At 33.6% G+C, this 13,139-nt stretch carries 10 protein-coding genes; 4 read left to right on the top strand and 6 right to left on the bottom strand.

Annotated features, from left to right (window positions below; genetic code table 11):
* The first annotated feature begins 38 nt into the window (after nucleotides 1-38).
* The 3 genes from B3C18_RS23695 to B3C18_RS23685 all read left to right on the top strand — a co-directional run bounded on the left by B3C18_RS23695 (nucleotide 39) and on the right by B3C18_RS23685 (nucleotide 3,235).
* On the top strand, nucleotides 39-875 hold the full coding sequence (locus B3C18_RS23695) for a sterol desaturase family protein (RefSeq protein ID WP_291152676.1): 837 nt from the start codon (nucleotides 39-41) through the stop codon (nucleotides 873-875).
* Between the two features lie 112 nt (nucleotides 876-987).
* Nucleotides 988-1,266: a DUF2805 domain-containing protein gene (locus tag B3C18_RS23690; RefSeq protein WP_053474100.1), complete on the top strand. Its 279-nt coding sequence runs from the start codon at nucleotides 988-990 to the stop codon at nucleotides 1,264-1,266.
* Between the two features lie 112 nt (nucleotides 1,267-1,378).
* Nucleotides 1,379-3,235 (top strand): peptidase M61, encoded by a 1,857-nt coding sequence (locus B3C18_RS23685; protein ID WP_291152673.1) that lies wholly within the window; start codon nucleotides 1,379-1,381, stop codon nucleotides 3,233-3,235.
* A 199-nt stretch (nucleotides 3,236-3,434) separates the two neighbouring features.
* On the opposite strand, the gene B3C18_RS23680 is transcribed toward B3C18_RS23685, so the two are convergent.
* The 6 genes from B3C18_RS23680 to B3C18_RS23655 all read right to left on the bottom strand — a co-directional run bounded on the left by B3C18_RS23680 (nucleotide 3,435) and on the right by B3C18_RS23655 (nucleotide 11,929).
* The gene (locus tag B3C18_RS23680) at nucleotides 3,435-3,878 is read right to left on the bottom strand and encodes a hypothetical protein (protein WP_073482759.1); all 444 of its coding nucleotides are present in this window, start codon (nucleotides 3,876-3,878) and stop codon (nucleotides 3,435-3,437) included.
* A gap of 231 nt (nucleotides 3,879-4,109) precedes the next feature.
* On the bottom strand, nucleotides 4,110-6,449 hold the full coding sequence (locus B3C18_RS23675; protein WP_291152669.1) for a GH92 family glycosyl hydrolase: 2,340 nt from the start codon (nucleotides 6,447-6,449) through the stop codon (nucleotides 4,110-4,112).
* Between the two features lie 404 nt (nucleotides 6,450-6,853).
* Nucleotides 6,854-7,462: a GNAT family N-acetyltransferase gene (locus B3C18_RS23670; RefSeq protein WP_291152667.1), complete on the bottom strand. Its 609-nt coding sequence runs from the start codon at nucleotides 7,460-7,462 to the stop codon at nucleotides 6,854-6,856.
* A 394-nt stretch (nucleotides 7,463-7,856) separates the two neighbouring features.
* Nucleotides 7,857-8,213: a hypothetical protein gene (locus B3C18_RS23665; protein WP_291152664.1), complete on the bottom strand. Its 357-nt coding sequence runs from the start codon at nucleotides 8,211-8,213 to the stop codon at nucleotides 7,857-7,859.
* A gap of 144 nt (nucleotides 8,214-8,357) precedes the next feature.
* The gene (locus tag B3C18_RS23660; protein ID WP_291152661.1) at nucleotides 8,358-9,536 is read right to left on the bottom strand and encodes an AIR synthase related protein; all 1,179 of its coding nucleotides are present in this window, start codon (nucleotides 9,534-9,536) and stop codon (nucleotides 8,358-8,360) included.
* A gap of 203 nt (nucleotides 9,537-9,739) precedes the next feature.
* Nucleotides 9,740-11,929 (bottom strand): glutamine synthetase III, encoded by a 2,190-nt coding sequence (locus B3C18_RS23655; protein ID WP_291152658.1) that lies wholly within the window; start codon nucleotides 11,927-11,929, stop codon nucleotides 9,740-9,742.
* Between the two features lie 427 nt (nucleotides 11,930-12,356).
* Between B3C18_RS23655 and B3C18_RS23650 the strand changes: the two genes are divergently transcribed.
* A partial coding sequence (locus B3C18_RS23650) for a glutamine synthetase beta-grasp domain-containing protein (RefSeq protein WP_291152655.1) occupies nucleotides 12,357-13,139 on the top strand: 783 nt, incomplete at its 3' end.

The following is a 13,139-nucleotide window of genomic DNA, read 5'->3' as shown; positions in this document are numbered from 1 at the left end:
AAAAAGAAAGCTTCATTTCAACTCAAATCTAATTGGTTATGAACGAGATTATTTCTTATTTCAGCACTATTCCGTCTTCACATCGCAGTCTTATCTTAATTGGCGGGATTACACTTTTTTGGGTAATAGAAAATACTTTCCCACTGTTTCAAATGCAATACAGAAAATGGCATCATGCGGGAATCAACATCTTCTTTACCATTACTACTATTATTGTCAACTTTATTCTGGCTTTTATTTTAATCAAAACGGCCAGCTGGACAACTGAAAATAATTTCGGGATTTTACAATGGCTTCCTCAAATTCCTATTTGGCTTTATACTATTATCGGTCTGCTTTTATTAGATTTAATTGGCGCTTATTTAGTTCATTTTGTAGAACATAAAATAAAGTTTTTGTGGCGTTTTCATATCATTCATCATACTGATACCTGGATTGATACTACAACTGCAAACAGACATCATCCGGGCGAGAGTGTCATTCGTTTTGTGTTTACAACGCTTGGTGTATTAATCGTAGGAAGTCCAATGTGGATGGTATTTTTATATCAGTCTCTATCTGTTATATTTTCACAATTTAATCATGCTAATATTTCGCTGCCAAATAAGCTGGATTTATTCCTAAGTTACTTTATAGTTTCTCCCAATATGCATAAAGTACATCATCATTATGTACTGCCATATACAGACAGCAATTATGGTAATATTTTTTCTGTTTGGGACAGGCTTTTTGGCACTTATACCTCTTTGCCAAAAGATCAATTAATTTACGGCGTAGACACTCATATGCTTGCAGAAGAAAACAACCGATTGAAAAATTTATTGCAAATTCCGTTTCAAAAATCAAGATCTGCAAAAAACACTAAAAATCAATAAAAAAAATATACTTGGGCGAACCAACTAATTATTTTTTTTATTAATATTGATATATAAAATGAAAATCAATCTATTAATCATTAACCCTCTATTTTGAATTAATTTTCACGAGATGAAAAAGAGTAACCGCAAAGAATTGAATTGGGAACAAACGGAAAGACTTGTTTCGTTAGCCTTAGAAGAAAGAAATCCATTTGAAATCATAAAAAAAGAGTTTGGATTGGAAGAAAAAGAAGTTCTTGAAATAATGAAGAAGAAAATGCCTCTTGAAAAATTTGAGATGTGGAAAAAGAAGGCTATAGCGAATAAACCTAAACCAAAGCCTATTAAAATTGATGATTTTGACGAAGACTTGGATGGTAAATATTATATTAAAAATAAATTTGACTAAGATTTAAAACTCCTGTAAAAGCAGGAGTTTTTTTTTATTTATAACTTTTTACAATGATTTTGTAACTATTTTGTAATTTTCTAGTCTCATAGGTATAACTAAACATAAACAAATGAAAAAAATACTTTACACTTTAGCTCTTGCAGTGACGCTTTGGAGCTGTAAAACAGGAAGTTCTTCAGTTTCTGAAAAAAATGTCGTAGACGTTAACATTAATCTTGTTGATGTAAAAGACGATAAAGTTTTGGTAACTGTAACGCCTCCAACAATTAAAACTGATGAAATTATCTACAGTATTCCAAAAACAGTTCCCGGAACTTATTCTACTGATAACTACGGAAAATACTCAGAAGATTTTAAAGCTTTTGATGCTAAAGGAAATGCATTAACTGTAACTAGACTTGGCGATAATTCATGGTCGATTGCTAATGCTAAAACGCTTAAAAAAATTACTTATTTAGTTAATGATACTTTTGATACTGAAAAAGGTACCGGATTTGGTAATGATGATGTTTTCTCTCCTGCAGGAACAAACATTAAAGCCGGAGAAAATTTCTTAGTAAATACACATGGTTTTGTTGGGTATTTCAAAGACAAACTAGAAATTCCGTATAAAGTTACAATTACACATCCTGAAACACTTTGGGGAGCAACGTCTATGACAGATGAAGATGCAAGCAAAACAAGCGATGTTTTTACAACAACTCGTTATGCAGTATTAGTTGAAAACCCAATTATGTATTCTAAACCAGATTACACTACTTTCAACGTTAACGGAATGGATATTTTAATTGCTGTTTATTCTCCAACAGGAAAATTTACTGCAGAAAGTATTACTCCTGAAATGAAAACAATGATGACGGCTCAGAAAAACTTTTTAGGCAAAGTAAATGCTAATAAAAAGTATACTGTATTATTGTACTTATCTAGCATGGCAAAAGACGATGCTCACGGATTTGGAGCTTTAGAACACCCAACTGCTACTACAGTTGTGCTTCCTGAATCTATGCCAAAAGAAAGATTGGTAGAATCAATGAAAGATGTTGTTTCTCATGAGTTTTTCCACATTGTAACTCCATTGACAGTTCACTCAAAAGAAATCCAGTATTTTGATTATAATGACCCAAAAATGTCTGAGCATTTATGGATGTACGAAGGTGTAACGGAATATTTTGCAAATCTTTTCCAAATCAACCAAGGTTTAATTGATGAGGCAGAATTCTATACTCGTATTGCAGATAAAATTGAGCAGGCAAAAAAATTAGATGATACAATGTCATTTACTAAAATGAGTGCTAATGTTTTAGAACAACCATATAAAGATCAATACTTAAACGTATACCAAAAAGGGGCTTTAATTGGAATGTGTATCGATATTATCATTAGAGAAAAAAGCAATGGCGAAAGAGGAATTCTTGACTTGATGCACAAATTATCTACTGAATATGGTGTTGAAAAACCATTCAACGATAATGAATTATTTGCTAAAATTACGCAATTAACTTACCCTGAAGTTGGTGATTTCTTAAACAAATATGTAGCCGGAACAACTCCAATTCCTTACGATTTTTATTTAGCTAAAGTTGGTGTAACAAAAGCAACAGAGAAAAAAACCGGAGCAGTTTTCTTAAAAGGACAAACGCCTTATATCAAAATTGATAAGCAGACAAAAGAAATTGCAGTTCGCCCTGATGTTGAACTAAACGATTTCTTCAAAAACTTAAACTTAAAAGGCGGCGATATCATTTTAGCGGTAAACAACAAAGCCTATTCTTTAGAGAACATTTACGAACTTATTGGTGCAAGTGAAAGCTGGAAAGAAAACGATCCAATTACTTTAAAAATAAAACGTGATGGTAAAGAAGAAACTATAAAAGGAACTGTAAAACTACCATTTGAAGAAACTGAAACTTTTAAAGCTACTGATGCTTCAAAAGAGAAACTTAAAAATGCATGGTTAAAAGGATAATTTCTTTAAACTCATAAAAAAACCGACAAGTGATTGTCGGTTTTTTTGTGATTATTTGTTCCGTTTGTCAGACTGAGCGAAGTCGAAGTCACGCAAGTCAAATCCGCACTGTTGAGGGCTTCGACTTCACTCAGCCTGACAATATTGTATTTCACCTTTGTCAAAGTTTAAAACTTTGACAAAGGTTTTAAAAGCCTAATTATTTCTTAACCGGGAACTTCCAGGCAAACTCATCTTTATCATTGATAATTGCACCAATTTCAAATTTTACAACCTCATCAAATTCAGTTTGAAGAATAAACCAATTGTCTTCGTTGAAGTAATTTTCGAAAGTATCAAAAGTTTCCTGAGTGTATTTTGTAATTCCTTTTGCAGCAAAATCTTTCTTTACATCAGCGATTTTTCTTCCGATTATTTTGAATCCGAAAACTTCCAAATCATTGCTTGAAGCTACTAAATATCCTAATTTAAGTTCTTCTTCTTCATAAAATGTCAATCTGATTTTATGCGCATTGTATACAAAAATCACATTATCGTCTTCGTCTTTATAGTTTTTATCAGGTTTTCCTAAAGCAGCTGTAACATCATTCTGCTTCATCCCGAAAAGCAGTTTATCAATTCCTGATTTTAAATTTATTTTCATATTGATTGTCTTTATTTGAAGTGCAAATTTCGTGAAGTTTTTTGTTGTTCTGTCACGAATTCACGAATTTTCTTGAATTTTAATTTTGTTCTTTTGTCAGGCTGAGCGAAGTCGAAGCCCTTTTCGTCGTAAAAGCCCTTCGGCTTCGCTCAGGACATTAGTGATTACACAACACTACAATAAATAAACATCAGTGTAAACCCGTTTCATCAGTAAAATCCGTGGTCTATCTTAATTTTGATAATTCTTTTTATTAGGTTTAGCACTCATATAAAAAGTAATTTTGCCGCCGCTAATAACGTCTGCATGTTTCAGGAAAGGTCTCGAAATTTCTTTTCCATTCAACAAAACTTTACTCACAAATACATTTTTATCCGATTGATTTACCGTTTCAACTTCAAAGTTTTTTCCGTTTTCTAAATTAAAAATTGCCTTTTTTACCAACGGACTTCCCAATGCATATTCATCAGAACCCGGCGCAACAGGATAAAAACCTAAACTGCTGAAAATATACCAGGCACTCATTTGACCGAAATCGTCATTTCCGCCTAAGCCATCTGCCCCATTTCGGTACATTTTTTTAAGAATCATTCTGATTTTATCTTGTGATTTCCAAGGCGAATCTGTCCAGTTGTATAAATAAACTACGTGATGCGAAGGTTCATTTCCGTGAACGTAATTTCCAATGATTCCGTCACGTGTGATATCTTCTGTGTTTTCAAAATATTTATCCGGCAAGTGCATGTTGAATAAAGAATCTAAACGGACTTTAAATTTTTCATTTCCGCCCATCATTTTAATCATATCGGCAGGATCTTGCGGCACGTATAAACTATAATTCCATGAATTTCCTTCGATAAAACCTTGTCCGTGTGTATCAAGCGGATCAAATTCTTTTTTGAAAGTTCCGTCGTTTAATTTAGGACGCATGAAACCAGTTTTTTCGTCGTAAACATTTTTATAGTTCTTTGATCTTTCGATGAATTCATTATAAATATCCGTTTTTCCTAATTTCTTCGCTGCCTGTGCAATTGCCCAGTCATCATAAGCATATTCTAACGTTTTAGAAACCGAAGCACCATTTTTATCTTCAGGAACATATCCTTTTTTCATATAAAATTCTAAGCCATCATAGTAAGGCACTTTTGCAGTATTGACACAAGCTTGAAGTGCTTTTTCTGCATCAAAACTAGTATTCCCTTTTACAATTGCATCTGCCACAACTGAAACCGAATGATATCCAATCATACACCAGTTTTCATTCGCATAATGAGACCAGATTGGAAGCATTTTATGCACACTTTGATCTGAATGTGCCAACATGGAACTTACCATATCCGAGTTTCTTTTAGGCTGCACAATATTGAATAACGGGTGCAAAGCTCTATAAGTATCCCAAAGTGAATAACTGGTGTAATTTGTAAAGTTTTCTGCTTTATGAACATTCATATCAAGACCTTTGTAATTTCGATCTAAGTCCATGTATTCTGTTGGGCCTAAAAAGGCGTGATACATTGCGGTATAAAAATTAACCAAATCTTCTTTTTGAATGGTTTCTACCTGAACTTTATTCAATTCTTTATTCCAAACTTCCTGACTTTGTTTTTTTACTTTTTCAAAATCCCAACCCGGAATTTCTTTTTTCATATTTTCTAATGCTCCGGCAGAACTTACCGGCGATAAAGCCATTTTAATTTTGATTTTTTCGCCTTCGTTTGTATTAAAATCAAAAAATAATTTTAGGTTTTGTCCTGCCATTTCAGGGAAATTTTTCGTTTGGTCAAATCTTCCCCAAAAACCTCTGTAAACACTTTTTTCCTGCGCGGCCTGTCCGTAACTTTTAATTGGTTTACTAAAAGACATGGCAAAATAAACCGTTCTCGTTCTCGCCCAGCCGTTTGTCTGGCGATATCCTGTAATTAAAGTGTCGTTTTCTACACGTACAAAAGTCCAGACATTCTTTTTATCATAATTATAAATTCCCGAAGTCAGATCAAGAATAATATGCGCTTCATCTGATTTTGGAAAGGTGTATTGATGCATTCCAACTCTGGTTGTTGCAGTCAATTCAGCTTTAATATTATGATCTTCCAGAAGAACACTGTAATAGGCTGGTTCTGCTTTTTCTGTTGAATGTGAAAATGCCGATCTATAACCTGATAAAGGTTTTGAAGCAACGCCGGGATTTAATTGCAGTTTTCCGGTTGTTGGCATAATTAGAAAATCTCCTAAATCAGAATGACCGGTTCCGCTAAAATGGGTGTGGCTGAAACCTACAATTGTTTTGTCTTCATATTGATATCCTGCACAATATTTATAAACTTCACCGTTGTATTTTCCGTTTAATCCGTACGCAATTGTATCGGTTTCCGGGCTTAATTGTACGCTTCCAAAAGGCACTGTTGCTCCCGGATAAGTATGTCCCATTTTTGCTGTTCCAATCATTGGATCAACATATTGAATCAAATTTTTGAGATTATTTTCTTTTTTCTGAGCATTTGTATTTGCTGTAAAAGCAAACATGAAAGCACCAAATGCAATAATAAAAGCAGGTTTGTGTAAAATATTCATTGGGTAATTTTCTGTAATTGTTTCGTTCAGAAAATTACGATAAAATATAGTTTTAAAAAATTTAAATTTTAAAATAGACATGATTTTAAAACCGAATTAAAATCCGGCCGAGCCTAACGGCTATTTTTATCTTGTTCATTCTTTTAAACTGGATTAAAATCCAGCCCTACAATATGAATCGAGCCTAGCGGCTCTTTAATATGATTATGTTTAATTGGCTCGATCTATGAAAATCCAATAGTTTTTTCCGAAAAAAAGATTCATTTTAAAACAATGGATTTTTAATCCATTTAATATTTATACGCAATAAACAAGAGTTCCGAAGGAACGGTTTATATTGTAGGGCCGGATTTCAATCCGGTTTAAAAATGAATCGATCCATTTTATGAGCCTAACGGCTCTTTTTAAAGCTTACGTTTTAGGTTTTCTTTTACCTGATCAAACCATTCGTTTTTTAGAATGCTTAAAACGATAGAATCACGACGAACATTACCGTCTCGTGTTGGCATGTTGCTTCTTAAAACACCTTCGATTTTACAGCCGATACTTTTCATTGCCGCGATGCTTCTTTCATTATTATTATCAGCACGAAATTCTACTCGCTCCATTCCAAGAGTTTCAAAAGCGAATTGAAGTAATAAAAATTTGCAGTGTTTGTTTAAACCAGTTCCTCTAAAAGCTGATCCGTACCAAGTATAACCTAATTGTAACGTTTTGAAATCAAGATTGATATCGTAAAAACGGGTTGAACCGGCATATTTTTGGGATTTTTTATCGAAAACAATAAATGGAAATTCTTTTTGTTTTTCTCTCTCTTTTATCGCCAATTGAATGTAATTAATCAAATTGTCTTTTCCTTCTGCACCAACTAAAGAATATTTCCAGGTTTCTGGTTCGTTCTCAGAAATTTCTAATAAATTTTCTACATCTGATTCCTGAATCGGACGTAGTAAAACGAAGTCATCTTCTAAAATGATATTATCTGTGAAATTGAAATTTGATGTTTGGTTCATTGGTTTATTTAGGTTAATTAAATATTTCCTGACATTTTTTGAGTAAAAATGTAGTCCCTACGGGACAATATGAAACTTATAAATACATTATGGCTACCGATATTTAATCTCTACGAGATATTTTTATTTTGATATCTTACTCTAATAAAATATCGATAACAAAAAACATCAAATTTAAATCTCTACGAGATATTTACTTTGAATATCTTATTCTGCTTAAAATATTGGTAATAACAAATATAAAACTACCGATATTTAATCTCTACGAGATATTTACTTAGAATATCTTACTCCGTTAGGAGTATAATGTCGGTAGAAAATAATAAATCCGATAAAAATGTCCCGTAGGGACTATACTTTTTTTGCAATTTTCACTCAAAATATTCGTAAAAAACTATTCACTCATTTCATCATAACGTTCCGGAACCTGCGGATCGTAAAGCGGGCATTTGAATTCTCCCATCAAGTCTACTAACTGATTCATGGTTTTTCCTTCTGTACCATAACAGTCAATTTTAATACTTTGCGGAGTGGTAATAACCTGAAACGCTCCTTTTCCTGCATTATTTTTCCAGCTGTTTTCATCAACTCTTTCCCATTTTGAAAAAACAGAATTGATACGATTGATAATTACCTCTACAGGAAGTTTCTCTAGACCGTCAACTTCTTCTTTTTCAACAAGAGCTTCGTAAACCTCATGATGGTTTAGGTAAATTTCGTCTATATATCTCCAAAAAAGCAGTTCGTACATAATACCGGCGTTTTATAAATTGTAGAGACGCACAGCAGTGCGTCTTTCCTAATGTTAGACGCACTGCTGTGCGTCTCTACTAAAAATTCAGATGTTAAAACCTTTGTAACTCTGAACCTTTGTAACTTTGTACCTCAAAAAAATTTAATATTCGAATGTTCCGTATTCGCTGGTAATCGTAAGTTTTTTAGCATCGGCTGCTTCTACTCTACCTACGATTTGGGCATCAACATTGAATGATTTTGAAATTTCAATAATATCTTGTGCAATGTTTTCAGGAACGTAAATTTCCATACGGTGACCGCAGTTGAAAACCTGATACATTTCTTTCCAGTCGGTTTTTGATTGTTCCTGAATTAACTTGAACAATGGCGGAACCGGGAATAAATTATCTTTTATAATGTGTAAATTTTGAACGAAATGTAAAATTTTAGTCTGAGCACCTCCGCTGCAATGCACCATTCCGTGAATTTCGTTTGGCGTGTATTTATCTAAAATTTTCTTGATAATTGGTGCGTAAGTTCTTGTTGGAGAAAGTACCAATTGACCTGCATTTATCGGGCTGTTTTCAACTTCATCAGTTAAATTAACCTGACCAGAATAAATTAATTCTTCGGGAACAGCAGCATCGTAACTTTCAGGATATTTTTTAGCTAGGTATTTTCCGAAAACGTCATGACGGGCAGAAGTTAATCCGTTACTTCCCATTCCTCCGTTATATCCTTTTTCGTAAGTTGCTTGTCCAAAAGAAGCCAAACCAACAATTACGTCTCCAGCTTTAATATTTGCATTGTCTACCACATCAGCACGTTTCATACGAGCTGTAACAGTTGAGTCCACAATGATTGTACGAACAACATCTCCAACATCGGCAGTTTCGCCTCCAGTTGAATGAATTGTTACGCCAAAAGATTTTAGTTCGTTGATTAATTCTTCGGTTCCGTTGATAATTGCAGAAATAACATCAGCCGGAATTAAGTTTTTATTTCTTCCAATGGTTGAAGAAAGTAAAATATTATCGGTTGCGCCAACACATAATAAATCGTCAATATTCATGATTAAAGCGTCCTGAGCGATTCCTTTCCAAACCGAAAGATCTCCGGTTTCTTTCCAGTACATATAGGCCAAAGATGATTTTGTACCCGCTCCGTCGGCATGCATAATTAAGCAGTGGTCGTTGTCCTGAGTTAAATAATCTGGAACAATTTTACAGAATGCCTGCGGAAATAAACCTTTGTCAATATTTTTTATAGCGTTATGTACGTCTTCTTTTGATGCCGAAACACCTCTTTGTGCATATCTTTTGCTAGAATCTGAACTCATGAAAATTAGTTTGTGTTGATGTGGTGCAAAGATAATCCCTTTTTTTAATTCTTTGGCTTATTCAAATATAGGTTTCAAAAAAGTTTGCCACGAATTGCACAAATTTTCACAAATTTCTACTTCTAAAAAACAAAAATCATCCTATTGGATGATTTTTGAAAAATATAATTCGTGAAAATTCGTGCAATTCGTGGCGAAAAAAATTATTTAGTAAACAATAATTCTCTGTATTTTGTTAATGTCCAGCTTTCATCATCCACTAATAATTCTAATTTATCACAGTGATTACGAATGTCTTCAAAATATGGTTTTACAGTATTACAATATGCTTCGGCCATTTTTTGACCATCCGTTAACTGATTTGCCTTTTTTCTTTCATTGGTCATGGCCAAAACTTTAGAATTGATTCCTTCAATATGACCAGAAATTTCTTTGATCAAAGTGATTTGCTCTTTTGCAATAGTTTCAAATTCTTTCCCGAAGATTTCTTTTAAACCTTTTACATTTTCAATTAATGTATTTTGGTAACGAATTGCTGTTGGAATTACATGGTTTCTGGCAATATCTCCTAAAACTCTTCCTTCAATCTGGATTTTCTTAGTATATTCTTCTAATTCAATTTCGTAACGCGCTTCGGCTTCAACGTGATTAAAGATTCCCAATTCAGCAAATAATTCTAAAGCTTGTTTAGAAACTTTAGCTTTTATAGCTTCAGGAGTTGTTTTAAAGTTGCTCAAACCTCTTTTTGCTGCCTCTTTTTCCCAGGCATCGCTATAACCATCACCTTCAAAAAGAATCTTTTTAGATTGTTTGATGTATTCTCTTAAAACATTAAAAATAGCATCGTCCTTTTTCATGTCTTTCGACTCGATCAGGATCTCTACTTCATTTTTAAAATCTATTAATTGTTTTGCCACAATAGCATTCAAAGTTGTCATTGCGTTCGAGCAGTTTGCATTTGAACCAACGGCTCTAAACTCAAATTTATTTCCTGTAAAAGCAAAAGGCGAAGTTCTGTTTCTGTCTGTATTATCTAAAAGTACATCTGGAATTTTACCTACTACATTTAGTTTAAGATCTGTTTTTTCTTCCGGAGATAATTTTCCGGTTGTTACACTTTCTAATTCAGATAAAACTTTTGTTAACTGTGCTCCAATAAAAACAGAAATAATAGCCGGCGGCGCTTCATTAGCACCTAACCTATGATCGTTACTTGCTGTTGCAATCGATGCTCTTAATAAAGTTTCGTAATCGTTAACTGCTTTTATCGTATTAATAAAGAAAGTCAAAAACTGCAAATTACTCATTGGCGTTTTACTCGGACTCAATAAATTAACTCCCGTATCTGTTGCCAATGACCAGTTGTTATGTTTTCCTGAACCGTTTACTCCTTTAAATGGTTTTTCGTGAAATAAAACTTTAAAATCATGACGTTCTGCCACTCTCTGCATTACATCCATTAATAAAGAGTTATGGTCTACGGCAAGATTGGTTTCTTCAAAAATTGGTGCAAGCTCAAATTGATTTGGCGCTACTTCGTTATGACGTGTTTTTACCGGAATTCCTAATAACATACATTCCTGCTCTAAATCTCTCATATAAGTAAGAGCGCGAGTTGGGATAGATCCGAAATAATGGTCGTCTAACTGCTGTCCTTTTGCAGATGTATGTCCTAATAAGGTTCTTCCTGTCATTACTAAATCCGGACGTGAATTTGCCAAAGCTTTATCGATTAGGAAATATTCCTGCTCCCATCCTAAAGTTGCGGTTACTTTTTTTACGTTTTTGTCAAAGTATTTACAAACTTCTGTAGCGGCTTCGTCAATTGCAGAAAGTGCTCTTAATAAAGGTATTTTATTATCTAAGGCTTCACCTGTATACGCGATAAAAACGGTTGGGATACATAAAGTTGTACCATATATAAAGGCTGGTGAAGTTGGGTCCCAAGCTGTATATCCTCTTGCTTCGAATGTATTTCTGATTCCGCCGTTTGGAAAACTTGACGCATCCGGTTCTTGCTGTACTAATTGCGCTCCTCCAAATTTTTCTACAGGATCACTTCCATCATATGATGTTTCAAAAAAAGCATCATGTTTTTCAGCAGTTGTTCCTGTTAATGGCTGAAACCAGTGCGTATAATGTGTAACACCTTTTGCTAATGCCCATTCTTTCATTCCCATGGCGATATAATCTGCCAGTTTACGTTCTATTTTCGTTCCGTGTTGAATGGCATCTCTTACTCCTTTTAAAGCATCTGAAGTTAAAAACTGCTTCATTGCTTTCTCATTAAACACATTTGATCCAAAAAGATTCGATTTCTTATCAATTTCTTCAAAGTGTACCGGCTTTCTTGTAGAAGCTTCTTGTAAAGCTTGAAAACGTAATGTTGACATGTATATAATTTTAAAAATTCGTAATAATTTTCACTAAAAAAAGAGGAACAAATATAAACAATAAAAGCCCCTTTTTTAAACTTATAATCGAGAATTTTATAAGCAGAATTTTCAACGTATGAAGCCTTTTTTAAAGAATAGTGATTATGTTGTAAAGAAATATAACAAAAAAGCTCAGTATTATTCATTAAATAAACATTTTTTCATAATTCCTTAACCCTAAAATTCAAAAACTTACCTTTATTTTTACGAATTTATTTTTTTTAAGTATTTAAAATTGCTTTTTTTAGAATATACCCCTATCAAAATTGCGCTTCTCAAAAAAATTATACTTCGCCCAACAAAATAGCCCCCTAATTTTTAGGACTAAAAAAATAAATCTATATTTGACCCAGCGAAAAAACAAAAAAAATAAATTTATATTATTATGGCTAAAATTAAGTTAGAGTACATTTGGTTAGATGGATACGAACCAACTCAAAATCTTAGAAGTAAAACTAAAGTTGAAGAACACGAAAATTTCAAAGGAACATTAGAAGAACTTGGAAATTGGTCATTTGATGGTTCGTCAACAAAACAAGCTGAAGGTGGTTCATCTGACTGTTTGTTAGTTCCTGTTGCAATCTATCCAGATCCAACTCGTATCAACGGATATTTAGTAATGTCTGAAGTTATGTATGCTGATGGAACGCCACACCCTTCTAACGGTAGAGCTACTATTGATGATGAAGATGATGATTTCTGGTTTGGATTCGAACAAGAATATTTCATCATGGATACTAAAACTTTATTGCCATTAGGTTTCCCTGTTGGAGGTTATCCTGCTCCACAAGGTATGTACTACTGCTCTGTAGGTGGAAAAAACACTCACGGAAGAAAATTAGTAGAAGAACATGCTGATTTATGTATCGCTGCCGGAATTAACTTTGAAGGTATTAACCAAGAGGTTGCTTGCGGACAATGGGAATTCCAATTATTCGCTAAAGGTGCTAAAAAAGCCGGAGACGAAATCTGGGTTGCTCGTTACTTATTAGATCGTTTGACTGAGAAATATGGTTACTATATTGAATATCACCCAAAACCTCTAGGAGATACTGACTGGAATGGTTCTGGAATGCACGCTAACTTCTCTAACGAGGTGTTAAGAACTTGTGGAGATCAAGCTACTTACGAAAGAATTTGTGAGGCTTTCCGTCCTGTTACTGCTGAG

Origin of the sequence: Flavobacterium sp. UBA7680 (assembly GCF_002482975.1) — a bacterium.
Lineage (GTDB): Bacteria > Bacteroidota > Bacteroidia > Flavobacteriales > Flavobacteriaceae > Flavobacterium.
The sequence above is the reverse complement of the archived record's forward strand: the minus strand, read 5'-3'. Positions and strand labels throughout refer to the sequence as shown.